This is a genomic window from Tenggerimyces flavus, from assembly GCF_016907715.1.
GTDB classification, from domain to species: domain Bacteria; phylum Actinomycetota; class Actinomycetes; order Propionibacteriales; family Actinopolymorphaceae; genus Tenggerimyces; species Tenggerimyces flavus.
On record NZ_JAFBCM010000001.1, the window covers coordinates 1,386,210 to 1,403,281 of the forward strand.

At 68.7% G+C, this 17,072-nt stretch carries 17 protein-coding genes; 10 read left to right on the forward strand and 7 right to left on the reverse strand.

Annotated features, from left to right (window positions below):
- Window positions 1-79 precede the first annotated feature (79 nt).
- Both JOD67_RS06500 and JOD67_RS06505 read left to right on the forward strand, forming a co-directional pair.
- Window positions 80-934 carry an intradiol ring-cleavage dioxygenase gene (locus JOD67_RS06500; protein WP_205116217.1) on the forward strand — a complete coding sequence of 285 codons (855 nt, stop codon included), beginning with the start codon at window positions 80-82 and terminating at the stop codon, window positions 932-934.
- A gap of 94 nt (window positions 935-1,028) precedes the next feature.
- Window positions 1,029-1,649: a class I SAM-dependent methyltransferase gene (locus tag JOD67_RS06505; RefSeq protein WP_205116219.1), complete on the forward strand. Its 621-nt coding sequence runs from the start codon at window positions 1,029-1,031 to the stop codon at window positions 1,647-1,649.
- Here JOD67_RS06505 and JOD67_RS06510 read toward each other — a convergent pair.
- From JOD67_RS06510 to JOD67_RS06520, 3 genes are read right to left on the reverse strand one after another with little or no spacing between them, the layout of a single operon-like run.
- A complete protein-coding gene (locus tag JOD67_RS06510) occupies window positions 1,634-3,892 on the reverse strand; it encodes a hypothetical protein (protein ID WP_205116221.1) in 2,259 nt (752 codons plus the stop codon). The two genes, JOD67_RS06505 and JOD67_RS06510, sit on opposite strands and share 16 nt — an antisense overlap.
- The gene (locus JOD67_RS06515) at window positions 3,889-4,878 is read right to left on the reverse strand and encodes a glycosyltransferase family 2 protein (protein WP_205116223.1); all 990 of its coding nucleotides are present in this window, start codon (window positions 4,876-4,878) and stop codon (window positions 3,889-3,891) included. Before JOD67_RS06515 ends, JOD67_RS06510 begins: the two co-directional genes overlap by 4 nt.
- A 55-nt stretch (window positions 4,879-4,933) precedes the next feature.
- Complete coding sequence (locus tag JOD67_RS06520; protein WP_205116225.1) at window positions 4,934-5,809, reverse strand: LysR family transcriptional regulator; 876 nt, start codon at window positions 5,807-5,809, stop codon at window positions 4,934-4,936.
- A gap of 75 nt (window positions 5,810-5,884) precedes the next feature.
- Here JOD67_RS06520 and JOD67_RS06525 point away from each other — a divergent pair, with 75 nt between their 5' ends.
- Window positions 5,885-6,877, forward strand: coding sequence for an aldo/keto reductase (locus tag JOD67_RS06525; protein WP_205116228.1), 993 nt, complete (start codon window positions 5,885-5,887; stop codon window positions 6,875-6,877).
- Here JOD67_RS06525 and JOD67_RS06530 read toward each other — a convergent pair.
- Window positions 6,874-7,032, reverse strand: a complete 159-nt coding sequence (locus JOD67_RS06530) for a hypothetical protein (RefSeq protein WP_205116230.1) — start codon at window positions 7,030-7,032, stop codon at window positions 6,874-6,876. The genes JOD67_RS06525 and JOD67_RS06530 overlap by 4 nt on opposite strands.
- A gap of 126 nt (window positions 7,033-7,158) precedes the next feature.
- Between JOD67_RS06530 and JOD67_RS39895 the strand changes: the two genes are divergently transcribed.
- The 6 genes from JOD67_RS39895 to JOD67_RS06560 all read left to right on the forward strand — a co-directional run bounded on the left by JOD67_RS39895 (window position 7,159) and on the right by JOD67_RS06560 (window position 13,804).
- On the forward strand, window positions 7,159-8,355 hold the full coding sequence (locus JOD67_RS39895; RefSeq protein ID WP_205116231.1) for a Fic family protein: 1,197 nt from the start codon (window positions 7,159-7,161) through the stop codon (window positions 8,353-8,355).
- A 10-nt stretch (window positions 8,356-8,365) separates the two neighbouring features.
- Window positions 8,366-9,388, forward strand: a complete 1,023-nt coding sequence (locus JOD67_RS06540) for a zinc-dependent alcohol dehydrogenase (RefSeq protein ID WP_205116232.1) — start codon at window positions 8,366-8,368, stop codon at window positions 9,386-9,388.
- Window positions 9,385-10,320: a phosphotransferase enzyme family protein gene (locus JOD67_RS06545; RefSeq protein ID WP_205116233.1), complete on the forward strand. Its 936-nt coding sequence runs from the start codon at window positions 9,385-9,387 to the stop codon at window positions 10,318-10,320. Before JOD67_RS06540 ends, JOD67_RS06545 begins: the two co-directional genes overlap by 4 nt.
- A 319-nt stretch (window positions 10,321-10,639) precedes the next feature.
- On the forward strand, window positions 10,640-11,929 hold the full coding sequence (locus JOD67_RS06550; protein WP_205116235.1) for an ABC transporter substrate-binding protein: 1,290 nt from the start codon (window positions 10,640-10,642) through the stop codon (window positions 11,927-11,929).
- Window positions 11,929-12,903, forward strand: a complete 975-nt coding sequence (locus tag JOD67_RS06555) for a carbohydrate ABC transporter permease (protein ID WP_205116236.1) — start codon at window positions 11,929-11,931, stop codon at window positions 12,901-12,903. Before JOD67_RS06550 ends, JOD67_RS06555 begins: the two co-directional genes overlap by 1 nt.
- 16 nt (window positions 12,904-12,919) lie before the next feature.
- Entirely contained in the window at window positions 12,920-13,804 is an 885-nt protein-coding gene (locus tag JOD67_RS06560; RefSeq protein ID WP_205116238.1) for a carbohydrate ABC transporter permease, read from the forward strand.
- On the opposite strand, the gene JOD67_RS06565 is transcribed toward JOD67_RS06560, so the two are convergent.
- Window positions 13,794-14,165 carry a type II toxin-antitoxin system PemK/MazF family toxin gene (locus JOD67_RS06565; RefSeq protein ID WP_205116240.1) on the reverse strand — a complete coding sequence of 124 codons (372 nt, stop codon included), beginning with the start codon at window positions 14,163-14,165 and terminating at the stop codon, window positions 13,794-13,796. The two genes, JOD67_RS06560 and JOD67_RS06565, sit on opposite strands and share 11 nt — an antisense overlap.
- Complete coding sequence (locus JOD67_RS06570; RefSeq protein ID WP_205116242.1) at window positions 14,152-14,382, reverse strand: ribbon-helix-helix domain-containing protein; 231 nt, start codon at window positions 14,380-14,382, stop codon at window positions 14,152-14,154. Before JOD67_RS06570 ends, JOD67_RS06565 begins: the two co-directional genes overlap by 14 nt.
- 72 nt (window positions 14,383-14,454) lie before the next feature.
- On the opposite strand from JOD67_RS06570, the gene JOD67_RS06575 reads away from it, so the two are divergent.
- Complete coding sequence (locus JOD67_RS06575) at window positions 14,455-15,195, forward strand: FadR/GntR family transcriptional regulator (protein WP_205116245.1); 741 nt, start codon at window positions 14,455-14,457, stop codon at window positions 15,193-15,195.
- Here the strand turns inward: JOD67_RS06575 and JOD67_RS06580 are convergent.
- Window positions 15,188-17,032, reverse strand: coding sequence for an elongation factor G (locus JOD67_RS06580; protein WP_205116247.1), 1,845 nt, complete (start codon window positions 17,030-17,032; stop codon window positions 15,188-15,190). The two genes, JOD67_RS06575 and JOD67_RS06580, sit on opposite strands and share 8 nt — an antisense overlap.
- Window positions 17,033-17,072: the final 40 nt, after the last annotated feature.

A 17,072-nucleotide genomic window follows, 5' to 3' on the forward strand; every position in this document is an offset into this window, starting at 1 on the left:
TTCTTGACATGCTGCTCTCAGCACCGGCATAGGCGCGCTGGCGATCCTGGCAGCAAGCCGACCGCAGAAGGGCACGACGATGACCGCCGATCACAGTCACGAGCACGACCGAGGACTCTCCCACGACCTGCCCACGCTGCTGAGCCGCCGCCGCGCGCTGTCGGTGTTCGGCGGCGCCGGACTGGTCGCCGCGCTCGCCGCCTGCGCCCCGGACGCCACCAACACGGCGGACACCACGAGCGACCCGAGCGACGCGCCGACCACGGGCAGCACCGACAGCGGCTCCGGTAACAACGCGAGCACGAGCACCGACGAGATCCCGGAGGAGACGGCCGGCCCGTACCCCGGCGACGGCTCCAATGGGGTCAACGTGCTCACCGAGTCCGGCATCGTGCGCAGCGACCTGACCAAGAGCTTCGGCTCGGCCTCCGGCGTCGCGGAAGGCGTGCCGCTGACGATCAAGCTCAAGGTGCTGAACGTGAACAACGGCACCTCCGCCGCCCTCGCCGGCGCCGCGGTCTACCTCTGGCACTGCGACCGCGAGGGCAGGTACTCGCTGTACTCCGACGGCGTCACCGAGGAGAACTACCTGCGCGGCGTCCAGGAGAGCGACGCCGACGGCAATGTCACGTTCACCAGCATCTACCCCGCCGCGTACTCCGGCCGCTGGCCGCACATCCACTTCGAGGTTTACGAGAGCCTGCAGGCCGCGACCACCGCGAGCAGCAAGCTGCGCACCTCCCAGCTCGCGCTGCCCGAGGACGTGAGCGCGCAGGTGTACGCGACCGAGGGATACGAGCAGAGCGTGCGGAATCTGGAGCAGACCTCCCTGGACAGCGACATGGTCTTCAGCGACGGCTACTCGTTGCAGCTGGCGGCCGTGAACGGTGACGTGACCAGCGGCTACACGGCCACCCTGAATGTCCCGGTCTGACCGCAACCGAGCCCGGCCGTAGCCAGGCGCGGGTGGTAAAGTCCGCCGAAATTCCCAGGCACTTCCCAGCTTGGCTTCGGTGGAGGAACGTCCCGTGCTCGCAGGTCTCAAGAGGCTGCTGCATCACGTACCGCTCTACGTCGCGCTGCAGAAGGGCATCGGCGCGGACCGGCTGCGCTATCGGTGCATCGAGGCGCTCGACCTGCATGACGGCGACGCCGTCCTCGACCTCGGCTGCGGGCCGGCGTACTACTTCGAGCGGCTGCCGAAGGTCACCTACTTCGGGTACGACACCGAGCAGCGCTACATCGCGTACGCGAACGCCAAGTGGGGCGACAAGGCGAGCTTCCGCTGCGAGCTGTTCGACGACGAGCAGGCCAAGACGCTGCCACCGATCGACGCCGTCATGATGCTCGGCCTGCTGCACCACCTGTCCGACGAGCAGTGCCGCCAGCTGCTCGAGCTCGCCGGCAGGGTGCTCGCGCCCGGCGGCACGGTGATCTCCGTCGACACCTGCTTCGAGCCCACGCAGGGCCGGATCTCGCGCTGGATGTCGGAGAACGACCGCGGCGAGTACGTCGGCGAGCCGTCTCGTTTCACCAACCTGGCTGAGGAGTTCTTCGGCAAGGTCGAGGGCGAGGTCGTCAACGACGCGACGCGCATCCCGTCCAGTCACTGGATGATGCGCATGCAGGCACCTCAGTTGAGCTCGTAGACCGCCATCCGCCCGTTGTCGAAGACCCGTTTCGCCAACGTGGCAAGGGCAGGTGACTCCTCACCGACCTGGCGGTCGACGACGAGGAACCGTACGTGGTTGGTCGCGCGCAGGTCGTCCAAGCCGGCCCGCGTCGGCGCCGTGATCGCCGCGTCGTTCTTCGCCAGCAGCGGCTGGTCCCAGAACGCCGGGTAGCTCAGGTTCGCCATCCGCGGCGCGAACCCCCAGCCCTCGACCAGCACGCGGCGCTCGGAGTACGCCGACAGCCAGAACGTCCGCGAGTCGCAGACGTCGCCCTCGTACACGATCTTGCAGTGCACGTTGGTCGCGATCACGTCGCGCGGTGAGCTGTGGTCGCGTACGTAGCGAGCCGCGTCGATCCGCGACTTGGGCATGTTGACCAGGGCGTACGCGCCGCCGTTCGGCACCTCGATGCCCTTGTGGATGTCCATGATCAGCCCCGGCGCGCCCGCGACGAGGACGCCGGTGAGCAGCACGACCGCGCCGCGACCGCGCAGTGCCGGCACGGCGAGCCGGACGAGGAACCAGCCGATCATCAGCAGGATGCCGAACGCGGTGAGGCCGATGATCCAGATCAGGATCGGACGCAGCTCGGCGAACGCGTTGCCCGACGGCGGTGACGTGGCGTACCGCAGCTGGACCGCGATCAGCAGGCCGGCGAACGCCGCCGCGAACGCGGCGAGCGCGCCCTTGCCGTGATCGGTGAGCTTCGCGCGTTCCAGCACGAGCGCGAAGCCCCACGCCGACAGCAGCACGCCGAACGTGAAGCCGGCGCGGGTGAAGTACTGGTTGCCGCCGGACGGCTGGTCGAACAGCAGGTACAGGCCCGGGCCCGCGAGCGCTCCGCCGAGCAGCAGCCACTGCGCCGGATCGAGTCGGCCTTTCTTCAACCAGACAAGGGGAATCACACCCGCGACGCGGGACTGCATGTTGACCAGGAACACGATGGCGACGAGCAGCAGCAGCGCCCAGCCGGAGCCCTCGGGCACGTACACCTCGAGGCCGCCGAGTGGTCCGAAGCGCACGCCGTAGCTGTTGAAGTCGAACAGCACGGCGAGCGCGAAGAACTGCGCCGCGCCGGCCAAGAGCCCGATCCCGACGACCTTCCAGGGGATCTTCCGTTGCGTCACGAGCAACGCGGCCGCGGTGATCGCGAGCGCCACCGCGACGACCGGCACCGAGCTCGCCTTCGCCCCGCTGGAGGCGAACAACAGCAATGTGGCAAGGACGAACGCGCCAGCGGTGCCCATCGGCGGCGTACGTTTCGCGCCGGCCAACGAGGCGAGCGGCGCGATCAGCGCGATCAGTAACACCCAGCTGTACGTCATCGACATGCCGTGCCAGATGACGAACGCGGCCTGCGTACCGAACGGCTGGGTGACGAAGTGGGTGAAGTTGACCTCGCCGATCACGAAGAACAGCACCGCGGCGCCGGCACCGACGTACGGGCGGCCGCTCAGCCGCCAGCCGACGACGCCGGTGAGCACGATCGCGGCCGCGCACAGCGCGGGGATCGCCAGGCGCAGCGCGACGACGGGCAGGTCGATGTGGCCGACGAGGCTGGTCGCGGCCATGTGGACGTACCCGAACCAGTGGTAGTGCAGCGGCTCGTCTGCGACCTGCGGCAGGTGGATCGGGAACTGGTGCTTGGCCTCGCCGGCCAGGGAGAGCTGGTAGGCGAGGTCGAGGTACTGGTTGGTGCCATCGGACGTCGGCAGGATCGGGTTGCGGTTGAGGAAGACCTGGCCGAGGTAGTACGTGAAGAACGCGACGACGCCCGCGATCGCCCAGGACCAGCCGATCGGCGGGCGAGCCGCGTAGTCGCGCACCCACCAGTGCCTTCTCAGGCGCGGTATGGCGGCGAACGGGACGATGACGGCCAACGGCCACACCCACAGCCAGCTCTGCAGGTGCAGCGGGGCCATGACCGCCCAGGCCGCGAGCTCCAGGACGAGGCCGGTGGCCGTACCCAGCGCGAGGTCCTCGACGAGGGCGTGCGGCGTGCGGCGCAGCGCGCGGTAGAGAAGTGTGCCGGGGAGGATGACCGCGAGGACCGCGTACCCGACGTACCTGAGCAGGTCGAGCGGCGAGGTGTCGGCGGCGAGCAGGATGCCGAAGCAGACGACGATCGCCGACGCGAGCGGCGCCCAGCGCAGCAGGTCTGGCGAGGTCGCCGTGGGTGCTCTGCGGGAGCCGGCGGATCTCGTCGTGACCACGGTCATCCGGCGGTTTCCGCGTCGGGCTGGCGCTCTTCCACGTTCTCTGCCGGCGCGTTCTCGGAGTCGGACGCGATGTAGTACGCCGGGCGCGCCTGGACCGAGGTGTAGATGCGCGCGACGTACTCACCGAGCAACCCGAGGAACAACAGCTGCACCGCCCCGAGGAACACGATCGCGATGAACAGCGAGGGCCAGCCGCGCACGGTCTCGTCGAGGAAGAACGCGACCACGGCGATCACCGCGAGCACGCCGCTCACGATCACGCCGATCAGCCCGAGCCAGGTGGCGACGCGCAGCGGTGCCGACGAGAAGCTCGTGATGCTGTCGGTGGCCAGTGCGAACATCTTCGACAGCGGGTACTTGGTCCGGCCCGCGGCTCGGCCGGCACGTTGGTAGAGGACCTCGCCGCTGGGGAAGCCGAGCCAGGGGACGACGAGCCGGAGCACAGGGGAACGTTCGGGAAGTTCGCGCAGCGCCTCGACGGCGGCGCGGGAGAGGAGGCGGAAGTCGCCGGCGTGCGCGGGCACCTGCTTGCCGACGAGCCTGCGCATGATCTTGTAGTAGAGGCCGGCGGTCCAGCGCTTGAACAGCGTGTCCGAGTGCCGGTCGTTGCGGACGCCGTACACGATGTCGAGGTGCTCGTCGCGCGCGAGCCGGAGCATCTCGAGGATCGTCTCCGGCGGGTCCTGCAGGTCGGCGTCGATGCTCGCGACGTACGTGCCGTGCGCGCGCATCAGGCCGGCGATGAGCGCTGCCTGGTGGCCGCTGTTGCGTCGCAGCCGTACGACGCGGAGCTGGGGCCACTGCCTGCGCGCGCCGCTGAGCGCGGCCGGGGTGGCGTCCACGCTGCCGTCGTCGACCGCGACGACCTCGTACGTCTCGCCCAGGCTGTCGAGGACGGTGCGCAGGCGCGCGACGAACAGGGGCAGCACCGACTCCTCGTTGAAGATCGGTACCACCACCGACAGCACTGGCGGCGCGGCGCCCAACGTGCGACCCCTTAGCTCTTTGGGTGAGAGTCAGTAAGTTACTAGAGACCGTCAGTTAGCTCGCGGTGGCGAGCGCGAGGAAGCGTTTGAGCGCGGCCGACTCGTTGCGTTTCGACCAGGCGAGGGCGAGCTCCCAGGGAGGGAGCTTGTCGGTGAGCGGCCGGTAGACGACGGTGTGCTCGTCGGTCGGCGGGGTCGGGGTGACGAGCAGCGAGACGCCGAGGTTCGCCGCGACCAGCGACACGATCGTCTGTACGTCGGCAGCCTGCTGGACGATGCGTGGGCTGAAGCCCGCGGCGAGGCAGTAGCCGATGATCGCGTCGGGTACAGAGGGGCCGTATGCCCTTGTGTACATGACGAACGGCTCGTTTGCGAGCGCGGACAGCGGCAGCTGTTTGCGTCCGGCGAGGCGGTGTGCGGCGGGGAGCGCGGCGACGAGCGGGTCGCGCGAGACGACGCGCGTCTCGATGGTCGGCTCCGCGATCGGAAGGCGAAGCAGCCCGACGTCGAGGTCGCCGTTCGTCAGCGCTTCGAGCTGGCTGTCGGTCGGCATCGCGTCGACGTGGACGCAGACGCCGGGCAGGTCCGCCTGAACGGTCCGGAGCACGCGCGGGAGTGCCTCGAACGTCGCGGACTGCACGAACCCGATGCGGAGCCGGCCGAGCTCACCGCTGTGTGCGCGTTGGGCATCGTTGACGGCCTCGTCCGCCCGCCGGAGGATCTCGTGCGCCGCGGCGAGCAGCACCGCGCCGGCAGGGGTGAGTGCGAAGCGTCGGCGTACGCGGGTGAACAGCGGGACGCCGACGCTGCGCTCGAGTGCGGCGATCTGCCGGGAGAGCGACGGCTGGGTGAGGTGCAGCCTGGTCGCCGCGCGCCCGACGTTCAGCTCCTCGGCGACGACGGCGAACGATCTCAGCTGGCGGAGTTCCATGATGCACATTGTGCATGGACTTCCTGCGAAACAAGCATTGGACGAATGTTCCGTTGCCTGGCTAACGTCCTTGGCATGCGGACAGTGGAGCTGGGCCGTACCGGCGAACAGGTCAGCCACCTGGCGCTCGGTGCGATGTTGATGGGGACGTCGACGGGCGAGGCGGAGTCGTTCGAGATCCTGGACCGGTACACAACGGCCGGTGGCAACTTCGTGGACACGGCGAACTGCTACGCGTGGTGGCCGCGGCCGGGGGACACCGGTGGCGAGAGCGAGTCGTTGCTCGGCCGGTGGTTCGCTCGTACGGGCAAGCGGGACGAGATCTTCCTTGCCACCAAGGGATCCGGCTGGGTCGGCAACGCCGAGGAGGTACGTGCCGGGAAGGCCGACCTGTGGTCGTCCTTCGAGGGCGCGGGCGGCGACACGCTGCGGCGCGCTCTCGACGACAGCCTGCGTCGGCTGGGGACCGACCACGTCGACCTCTACTACGTGCACGTCGACGATCTCTCCACCCCACTGGAGGAAACGCTGTCGGCTCTGGCGTCGATCGTGGCGGCGGGCAAGGCGCGCTACATCGGGTGGTCGAACGTACGGACCTGGCGGCTGGAGCGGATTCGCCAACTGGCGTTGGCGAACGGCTGGCCCGTGCCGGTCGCGGTGCAGCAGCAGCACTCGTACCTGCGTGCGGATCCGTACTCGGACAGGGACTTCTCGATCGTGAGCGCCGAGCAGCTGGACTACGTGCGGCGGCACGACGACCTGTCGCTGGTGGCGTACTCGCCAATGCTGAAGGGGCTGTACGACGTTCCGGCGAAGCGGGCAGCCGAGTACGGGCGCGGATCGTACGGCGGCCCGGAGAACGACGCGCGCCTGGCCGCCGTGGACAAGCTCGCCGCCGAGCTCGGCGCGACACCCGGCCAGGTCGTGCTCGCGTGGCTGCTGGCTCAGACCGCCCCGTGCCTGATCCCCCTGATCGGTCCGCGACTGTTGTCCCACTACGAAGCGGCGATCCCCGCCCTCGACCTCGAGCTCACCCCGGAGCACCTCGAGTTCCTCGACAACGCCTAGCGGTACGAGCGCGCCTGCAAGGTGTAGAGCTCGGCGTAGAGGCCGCCGCTCGCGACCAGCTCGGCGTGGTTCCCGCGCTCGGTCACGCGGCCGTCGTCGATCACGAGGACGAGGTCGGCCGAACGGACCGTCGAGAACCGGTGCGAGACGAGCACGGTGACCGCACCACGGGCCGAGGCGAGCGGATGCTGAGTGTTCTAGCGGGCATTCGATCGGCCAGATCGGATGCTATCGATGCCTTATAGCATCCGATCATCGGTATCGGATGCTATCCTGTGGGAGTGGGATCCGATCTTGCCTGGCCCGCCCTCTCCTGGGAGACCCACGAGTGGGTCTCCTCCTCTCCGGACGATCTCGTCTCGCGGCGGATGCGTACTCGCCATGCCGGGCCGTACCACGCAGCCGTGCCACCCGTCATCGCCGCGCTGCCCGTCACCTTGCCCGAGGCTGCGCTGGTGCTGGCCGAGGAGGCGGCCGTCGAGATCGCGCGGTTCGACGCTGAGGTGGGCGTCGACATCGCCCCGTTCAGCTCGATCCTCCTGCGCTCGGAGTCGACGGCGTCATCCCGCATCGAGCACCTCACGTCGAGCGCACGGTCCATCGCGCTGGCCGAGTTGGGGAGCGATCTGCGGGCGAACGCGGCGGAGATCGTGGGCAACGTCCACGCCATGCAGGCTGCGCTCGACCTCGCCCACCGGCTCGACGAGGGCGCGATCCTGGCCATGCATCGCGCGCTGCTCGCCGCACACGATCCCCAGGAGGCCGGTCGGTGGCGAACGCAGCAAGTCTGGATCGGCGGCTACGGCTATGGGCCGCACGAAGCGGCGTTCGTTCCGCCGCACCATCAGCACGTCCCGGTGGCGATGGCAGACCTGGTTCGTTTCGTCCACCGCGATGATCTGCCCGTGCTCGTGCAGGCTGCCATCGCGCACGCGCAGTTCGAGACCATCCATCCGTTCACCGATGGGAACGGGCGCACCGGACGCGCGTTGGTGCACGCGATCCTGTACGGAAAGCGGCTGACCCGCGCGGTGACGGTTCCGGTGTCGGCTGGACTGCTCACCGATACCGATGCGTACTTCGACGCCCTGACCGCCTACCGTTCGGGCGATCCGGAAGTGATCGTGCGCCAGGTCGCCGAGGCTTCGTTCCGCGCGATCTCCAACGGCCGCCAGCTCGTTCAGGAACTGCGCGAGATCCGCACGAGCTGGAACGAGCGGATCCACGCTCGACGCGACGCGGTCGTATGGCAACTCGCCGACGTGCTCCTGCGCCAACCCGTCATCGACGCGGCGCTCGTGCAACGCGAGCTCGGCGCGACGTCGGCGAACGCGCACCGGGCGATCCGGCAGCTCGAAGCGGCCGGGGTGATCACCGAGTTCACCGACAAGAAGCGGAACCGGCTCTGGCAGGTGCCTTGGGTACTGCAGGCGCTCGACGACTTTGCCGAGCGGGCTGGGCGGCGGGTTGGCCGGTAGCCTGCGGGGCGTGCGAGCCGCTCTGTTCACTGGTCAGCAGTCGCTAGTCGTCGAGGAACGCGAGGCCGTGCCGCCGGCGGCAGGGGAGGTGCAGGTCGAGGTCGCGTACGCGGGAATCTGTGGGACCGATCTGCACATCCTGCATGGCGCCATGGCGGATCGGGTGCGGCTGCCGGCCGTTCTCGGGCACGAGTCGTCCGGGCGGATCGCCGCTCTCGGCGAAGGCGTCGAGGGATGGCGGGAGGGCGATCTGGTCGCGGTCCTGCCGCTGCGGTGGTGCGGTGAGTGCGCCGCGTGCCTCGCTGGCCACACGCACGTCTGCCAGCGGCTCAAGGTGATCGGGGTCGATCTGCCCGGCGCGATGCAGGGTCGGTGGAACGTACCCGCCGACACGCTTGTCGCGCTGCCGCGCGAGCTCCCGCTCGACCACGCCGCGCTCGTCGAGCCCACCGCGGTCGCCGTGCATGACGTACGGACGGCCGCCGTGCAGCCGGGCGAGAAGGCCGTCATCGTCGGCGGCGGCCCGATCGGGCTGCTCATCGGGTGCGTCGTCCGCGCCGAGGGTGGCGAGCCCGTCGTCGTCGAGCTCGACGCGCACCGCCGGGCCGTCGCCGAACGGATCGGCCTGCCGACGATCGACCCGGCCGAGGTCGACGTCGCCGCGTACGTCGAGGACTGGACCGGCGGGGGAGGCGCGCCGGTGTCGTTCGAGGTCTCCGGCGCTGAGGCGGGCATGCGGACGGCGACCGACGTACTCGCCGTCCGCGGCCGCTGCGTGGTCGTGGCGATCCATACCGAGCCGAAGCCGGTCGACCTCAACCGGATCTTTCTGCGGGAGCTGCGCCTGTTCGGTGCCCGCGTTTACGAACGCCAGGACTTCGAGCACGCCGTCGACCTGGTCGCTGCCGGCACGGTGCCGGCGGGCGAGCTGATCTCGCGCATCGTCCCGATCACGAACGCCGGCGAGGCGTTCGACCTCCTGCAGTCCGGCGGTGGCGTGGTCAAGGTCCTCGTCGATTGCCAAGCCGAATGACCTGGGCCGACGAGGTCGCCGAAGCGTTCGGTCTCGCGGACGTCGTGCGGGCGGAGGAGCACACGTACCGCAGCTCGCAGACCTGGCGGTTCGAGACCGCCGACGGCGCGACGTACCTCGTCAAGGAGGTGCCGGCCGACTGGCGGCGCCAGCTGGAAGCCGCGAACGCGTTCGAACACCGTGCCGCCGCGGCGGGTCTCCCGATGCCGCGGCCCGTCGGCGGGCTCGTCGACGTGGGTGGGCGGCTGGTCCGCGTCTCTACCTGGCACGACGAGGTCGAGCATCCACCGACGACGGATCCGCGCTGGCTCGGCCGGACGCTCGCGACGCTGCACGAGGTCCAGCCGCTCGACGCCAGCGTTCCGCCGGAGCCGCAGTGGTACGGCATCGAGCCAGCCGCGCGATGGGAGGAACGGCTGGAGCTCGCCCAAGCACGCAAGGCGTTCAGGGCCGACCTCCTGAGCGAGCGCCTCCCGTTCATCATCGCCGAGACCGCTCGGATCGCCGACGCGTTCGATCAAGCCGGCGACTACGTCTTCACCCATCGCGACGTCGAGCCGTGGAACGTCCTGCACACCCGCGACGGCACGCAGCTCATCGACTGGGACACCGCGGGACCGGACAGCGCGCGGCTCGAGGCGGCGCACGCGATCCTCGACTTCGCCCGCAATGACGGCGGCGACCCCGACCCGGCGTACGTCGCCGCGGCCCGCGAGGCGTACGGGCGAACGTTCGAAGGCGACCACGTCCTGGCCCGGCGGCTCGGCCTGATGATCGCCCGAATGGCCGAGCGCGTCGACGTCCTCACCGGCCTGGCGCACGCCGGCTCGATGGACCTCGCCGACGCCGAGCAGCGTGTCCGCGATCGGCTCGACGGCCTGCCCGCGTTCGCCGCCGACCTCCGCGAGTGGTCTGCGCTGTTCCGCGTCTGACCTGCGGCAAGCGCATCCGTGGCCTCGAACTAATTTCTTTCCGGGGTAGCGGATTTCCCCGTCGGCACCTATGGTCGTGCTACAAATCTCGTTCGCGACCCGTGGCCACGAGCCCCCAGGGCGCGGAGGAGAGGCATGCCCGCACATCACGGTTGGGGTGCCTTCACGTGAAGCCGCCTTGACTTGATTCCTGTTACCTGTAACCGTCTGCAACGTGGGAAATTGGGCCTGGGAACCCAGCCGACCACAGGGCAGACGTACATGTGGTGGCGCCCGATTCGCCGGGTGTGCACCAACGCACTCGGAGGTGAGACTTCTCATGGCTTCGTCGCAGCCATCCGCCGGCTTCAACCGGCGTGAACTCCTCCGCAAGACCGGAGGGTTCGCCGCGCTCGCGGCGTTCGCCGCCGCCTGCGGAGGCAACACGGGACGTACGCCCTCCGGCGGGGGCGGAGGCGGGAGCGGCAGCAATGTCACGCTCGAGCAGTGGTACCACCAGTACGGGGAGAAGGGCACCAAGGAAGCGGCGCTCAAGTACGCCGCGGCCTACAAAGAGGCCAAGGTCAACGTCGGCTGGTTCCCCGGTGACTACGGCGGCCGCCTGTCGACCGGCCTGCTCTCCGGCAAGGGCCCGGACGTGTTCGAGAGCCAGCTCAACATCGCCATGGTCAAGGCCAAGCAGGTCGAGCCGCTCGACGACATCCTGGCCGATGTCAAGGACGACTACACCGAGAACGACCTGAAGACCAACACCATCGACGGCAAGGTCTACGGCGTCCGCATGATCGACGACCCGCAGATGATCTACTACCGCAAGAGCCTGCTCGACAAGGCCGGCATGCAACCGCCGACGACGATCGACGAGCTCATCGAGGTCTCCAAGGCGCTCACCACGAAGAAGACCAAGGGCCTGTTCGCCGGGAACGACGGCGGCATGGCGTTCGGCGGCGTCGGCATGTACTCCGCCGGCGGCAACTTCCTCACCGAGGACAACAAGGCCCCCGCGTTCGCCACCGAGCAGACCACCGCGGCGTTCTCGAAGCTGCGTGAGCTCTACAACAGCAAGAGCCTGCTGCTCGGCGCGCCGACCGACTGGTGGGACCCGGGCGCGTTCAACCAGGAGCTCGCCGCCATGCAGTGGATCGGCCTGTGGGCGATGCCCGCGATCCAGGCGAAGTGGCAGGACGACTTCGGCGTGATCCCGTTCCCCAAGGCGGACGAGAACGGTCGCCAGGTGGTCTACAACGGCGGCTGGACGCAGTTCGTCAACGCCAAGAGCAAGAACATCGACGCCGCCAAGGCGTACGTGAAGTGGCTCTGGATCGATCAGGAGGAGTACCAGACCGACTGGTCGCTCAGCTACGGCTTCCACATCCCGCCGCGCAAGAGCGTCGCCGCGAAGGCGGAGAAGCTGCAGTCGGGTCCGGCCGCCGATGCCGTGAAGTACTGGCAGGAGAACGGTATGGTCGACAACCCGTTCTGGACGCCGAAGATGGGTGCCGCGTTCGGCGACATGATGGTCAACATCGTGAAGAAGGGCAACGACGCCGCCAAGGAAGTGGAGACGGCGAAGAAGAAGGTCGAAGAAGAGCTGAAGCGGCAGGGCTGATGAGTTCGACGGCCTCCAACCAGGTCGCGAAGGGGGCGGGGACCAAGGGGTCCTCGCCCTCCGCGGCGAACGGCAACAAGCGGCCGCGCGCGATCCGCGGCACCACCTGGGCGTTCTGGTTGTTCGTGGGACCGTTCCTGCTCGGCCTGATGATCTTCGGGTACGTGCCGATCATCTGGAGCATCCTGCTCAGCTTCTTCGACGCGACCGGAACGGTGACGCCCGAGGTCTTCGTCGGCATCGACAACTACGTCACGATCCTCAAGGACGCGGCGTTCATCTCCAGCCTCGGCACGTTCACGATCTTCGCGGTGTTCATCGTGCCGTTGACGTTCGCGGCCTCGCTTGCCCTTGCCCTGTTGGTGAATCAGGTCAAGATCGCGCGCGCGTTCTTCCGTTCGGTGTTCTTCCTGCCGACGGCGTGCTCGTACGTTCTGGCGTCGCTGATCTGGAAGCTGTCGATCTTCAACGGCGTCCGCTTCGGGCTCGCGAACACGATCCTCAGCGCGCTGGACATCGAGCCGATCGCCTGGCTGTCGACGCTCGACCCGCCCTGGTACTGGATCCCGCTCGTCACCGTGCGGCTCTGGCTGCAGCTCGGCTTCTACATGATCCTGTTCATCGCCGGCCTGCAACGCATCCCGACCGAGCTGTACGAGGCGGCGTACGTCGACGGCGCGAAGCCCGGCTGGCAGGTGTTCCGCTACATCACGCTGCCGCAGCTGCGCACGATCTCGATCGCGGTGCTGATCCTCAACCTGATCGCGGCGTACCAGGCGTTCGACGAGTTCTACAACCTGGTCGGCTCGGTCAACGACGCGAGACCGCCGTTACTTTACTTGTACGGCGTGGCATTAGGCGCCGGACAGGACCTCGGCATCGGTAGCGCGGGCTCGGTCATCGTCGGCGTGATCATCATGGTGCTCACGCTGACCCAGGCCAAGATCTTCGGCTTCGGCCGGTCGTCGGACTGAGAGGGAGGTCGAGACGATGTCTGACGAACGGACCACCGGAACGCCGCAGCCGATCGGCTACAAGCGCACGCCGCTTGGCGCTGTCGGGCGGGTGGCGCGCTGGATCGCCTTGTGGATAACGACGATCCTGTTCATCGTCCCGTTCTATCTGATCCTGCGGAACGCGTTCTCCACCGAGGCCGAGATCACCGCGGAGACGTGGACGTTGTTCCCGTCGGCGCTGCACTTCGAGAACATCATGGAGTTGTTCAACGACACCGAGGTGCCGTTCCTACGCAGCATGTACAACTCGGCGGTCGTCGGCGTCCTGGGGACGGCGGGGCAGCTGCTGTTCGCGGCGATGACGGGGTACGGGCTCGCTCGGATCCCGTACAAGCATTCGAACAAGGTGCTCTACACGATCATGGCGCTGATGATCATCCCGGCGGGCGTGAGCTTCGTGCCCTCGTTCATCGTGGTGTCGTCGCTGGGTTGGGTCGGAACTCTGCGTGGCTTGATCATTCCTGGGTTGTTCAGTGCGTTCGCGGCGTTCTTGTTCCGGCAGTACTTCCTGAACTTCCCGAAGGAGCTGGAGGAAGCGGCGCGGATCGACGGGCTGGGCTACTTCGGAACGTTCTGGCGCATCGTGATCCCGAACTCGGCCCCGTTCATCGCGGCCCTGGCGGCGATCACGTTCATCGGCAACTGGAACGCGTTCCTGTGGCCGCTGGTGATCAACGGCTCGGAGCAGTCGGGCTGGACCGTCCAGATCGCGCTGTCGACGTTCATCACGGCCCAGACCATCAACATCCACGAGCTCTTCATGGCCGCGGCGATCGCGATGCTTCCGCTGATCCTGATCTTCGCGTTCCTACAGCGCTACCTGATCCAGGGCGTGGCCCAGACCGGCATCAAGGGCTGACCGGGATCGCGTACTTCTCGAGTCCGAGGTGCAGGCGGAGCGCGTTGTCCAGCTGACGCGACTGGGCGGCGGTGAGACGTCCGACCTGGCGGGTCAGTCGGCCGACCGCGATCGTCCGGACCTGCTCCGCCTGTGCCTTGGAGTCTCGGTCGAGGCCGCTCTCGCCTGCGCTGAGCAGGACCTGGAACGGGAACACGCGGGCCACGTTCGAGGTGATCGGAACGACGGTGACGAGGCCGCGCGGCGGGCGCGCGTTCCGGTTGGCGGCGTCGTTGCTGACGAGCACCGCGGGTCGGACCTTGTTCGCTTCCGACCCGCGAACGGGCTCGAGGTCGACCCAGTAGATGTCACCCCGACGCATCGGCGATCCCGTCGGCACTGACCCGGTCCCAGAGCTCGGCGTCCTCGCTCTCCGCCCATTCGGCGAAGGCCTGGCTATAGGCGGTCTCCAAACTGATGCTCCTCAGTCGTTCGATGGCGATCTGGAGCACGGCCGAACGTGAGTCGATCCCGTGCTCCTGGGCGTACTCGTCCAGGAACACGATGTCCTCGTCCGGCATGCTCACACTGATCTTCACACCGTCGATGCTACCACTGGTAGTACGTCGGTGCTACCGATCGTCGGCGCCGCACCGGCTTATCGTGCAGGAGTGCATGCCGTACCGCAGCCGAGCTCGATCGCGCAGGACGCGGTCTTCCGGCCGGTGCGCGCGGGGAACGCGTTCGAGGAGGCCGTCGAGCGCATCCTGCAGGCGATCCGGCTCGGCGTCGTTCAGTTCGGCGACCGGCTGCCGGCCGAGCGCGACCTGGCCGGGCGGCTGAACGTGTCCCGCGAGACGCTCCGCGAGGCGATCCGCGCGCTCGTTGAGGCGGGGTACGTCGAGTCGCGGCGCGGTCGGTCGGGCGGCACGTTCGTGACCTACCGTCCGACCCGCTCGGCCCCGGGGAAGCGGATCGACGTGGACGAGCAGGAGCTCGCCGACGTCCTCGCGATGCGCGAGGTCCTCGAGGTGGGTGCGGCCGAGGTGGTCGCCCGCCGTACGTTGGCGCCGGACGAGCGCGAGTTGCTGCGCTCGAGACTCGCCGACGCCGAGGCCGCGAGCCTGGCCGACTTCCGCCTGGCCGACTCGCGGCTGCACCTCGCGATCGCCGAGCTGTCCGGCTCGACCTCGCTCGCGTCGGGCGTGGCCGACGTCCGTACGCGGCTCAACCGACTGCTCGACGCGATCCCGCTGCTCGACCCCAACCTCGACCACTCCGCGCAGCAGCACCGCGCGCTGGTCGGGGCGATCCTCGCCCGCGACCCCGAAGTGGCGCGGGCGGCCGCCCGCGAGCACGCGGAGGGTACGGCCGCGCTGCTGCGCGGGTTCCTCGGCGGCAGGGCTACATAGCCGCCAGGTGACGCAGGTACTCCTGCCGGTTCAGCGGGTTGCCGTCGGTTCGCACCCGCGAGGGTGGGAGCCCGGACACCGGCCGGTCGCCTGACGGCTCGGAGATCCAGACGCCCTCGCCGTGGGTGAGGCCGGGGAGGCGCTGCCGAAGCTCGTGGACGTTCCGCGCGGGCACGCTGCCCGTGAGCGTCCACGTCGCCCGGTCGCCGACCGTGTCCCGCACGACGGCGCCGTACCCGGCGAACGTCGACAGGACCACGCCGAGAACGTCCTCCGGGACCTCGCACTCGAACGCGTCCAACGGCTCGCACACGCGCGTGCCCGCCTGCTCCAACGCGGCCATCAGGACCAGCGGCGTGAGCGAACGGAAGTCGCCCGCCGTACTCCCCGCGGAGCTGTATCCCGACCGCGTCATCATCACCACGCAGTCCGGGACAGCCCAGCCGTACAAGCCCTGCCGCAACGTCTGCCGTACGGTCTCCTCGACCGCGCGATGGAACGCCGCCGGCAGCGACCCGAGCTCGACCTCGAGCCCGTACCGGATCCCCGTGCCCTTCTCGCCGGGCGCGACCCGAAGCCCAATGGTCGCCACGAACCGATCGGGACCTCCGCCCATCTCCTCGAACGCCTCGCCCGCGCCGACGACGCGCTCGACGTACAGCGGCTCGCTCTCGGAGAACGTCACCTCGACGCCGAACTCGTCCGCGAGCGTCGCCGCGACGACCTCCTTCTGCACCTCGCCGTACAGCAGCACGGACGTGCCGCCGCCGTCGGCGGGGCGGGCCTGGATCAACGGGTCCGCGTCCGCCAACGCCGTCAGCGCCTGGTGCATGCGCACCTCCTGCGCCGGATCGACCGCGTGGACGATGGTCTGCAGCCGCGGTTCGTCGAACCCCGCTTGACGATCCGGCATCGGCCCGGTCCCGAGCTGATCGCCGACGCGGACTGAGGTGAGTCCTCGTACGGTGCCGATCGAGCCGCTGCGCAACGCTCTCGCGGCGGGGTCGCCGATGACGCGTAGCGCGGTGATTCTTCCACTGTGGTGGGAGATTCCGCCCTCGGCGTCGTGGCGTTGATGCGAGACGCGTTGACGTTGGCGGATCTCGCCAGCGTGCAGGCGTACGTACGCGATCTTCCCGCCCGTAGGCGCCCGCTCGACCGAGAACACGGTGCCGCGGAGCTCGCCTGTCATGGCGCTCGCCGTGGGGAGGAGGTGCTCGATCGCCGACAGCAGGTCCGGGATCCCGGCGCCGGTCATTGCCGAGCCGAAGAACGCGGGCACGATCGCGCCCGTGGCGACGTCGGGTTTCGTCACCTCGGTGTCGAGGCGCTCGACCTTCGCGGCCGGTGTGCCGAGGCCGGGTACGGAGCTCATCGCGGCCACCGGGAGGCCGAGCTTGCGCTCGAGGTCGTCGAGCAGCTCGTCCGACCGCGCGCCCATGCGGTCGATCTTGTTGACGAACAGCAGCGTCGGCAGCCGCAGTCGCCGCAACGTTCGCGCGAGCACGCGCGTCTGGGCCTGCACACCTTCGACGGCGGAGACGACGAGTACCGCGCCGTCGAGGACGCTGAGCGCTCGTTCGACCTCCGCGATGAAGTCCGGGTGGCCGGGTGTGTCGATGATGTTGACCTGCAGCGCGCCGAGATTGAACGGCGCGACGGCAGTACGGATCGTGATGCCGCGGCGACGTTCGATCTCGTTGGTGTCGGTCTGGGACGTACCCGCGTCGACGCTGCCGAGCTGGTTGATCGCGCCTGTGTCGAACAGCAGGCGTTCGGTCAGGCTGGTCTTACCGGCGTCGATGTGGGCGAGAATCCCGATGTTCATGGTGGCCATAGGCAGGTAGATCCTCGAATGCTCTGGTTCGGTGAGTGAA

Excerpts from the sequence above, each read along its gene's own strand:
- JOD67_RS06545 (WP_205116233.1), top strand. The coding sequence starts at position 9,385 with ATGACCTGGGCCGACGAGGTCGCCGAAGCGTTCGGTCTCGCGGACGTC.
- JOD67_RS06510 (WP_205116221.1), bottom strand. The coding sequence starts at position 3,892 with ATGACCGTGGTCACGACGAGATCCGCCGGCTCCCGCAGAGCACCCACG.
- JOD67_RS06560 (WP_205116238.1), top strand. The coding sequence starts at position 12,920 with ATGTCTGACGAACGGACCACCGGAACGCCGCAGCCGATCGGCTACAAG.
- JOD67_RS06580 (WP_205116247.1), bottom strand. The coding sequence starts at position 17,032 with ATGGCCACCATGAACATCGGGATTCTCGCCCACATCGACGCCGGTAAG.
- JOD67_RS06555 (WP_205116236.1), top strand. The coding sequence starts at position 11,929 with ATGAGTTCGACGGCCTCCAACCAGGTCGCGAAGGGGGCGGGGACCAAG.
- JOD67_RS06565 (WP_205116240.1), bottom strand. The coding sequence starts at position 14,165 with ATGCGTCGGGGTGACATCTACTGGGTCGACCTCGAGCCCGTTCGCGGG.
- JOD67_RS06500 (WP_205116217.1), top strand. The coding sequence starts at position 80 with ATGACCGCCGATCACAGTCACGAGCACGACCGAGGACTCTCCCACGAC.
- JOD67_RS06525 (WP_205116228.1), top strand. The coding sequence starts at position 5,885 with ATGCGGACAGTGGAGCTGGGCCGTACCGGCGAACAGGTCAGCCACCTG.
- JOD67_RS06520 (WP_205116225.1), bottom strand. The coding sequence starts at position 5,809 with ATGGAACTCCGCCAGCTGAGATCGTTCGCCGTCGTCGCCGAGGAGCTG.
- JOD67_RS06550 (WP_205116235.1), top strand. The coding sequence starts at position 10,640 with ATGGCTTCGTCGCAGCCATCCGCCGGCTTCAACCGGCGTGAACTCCTC.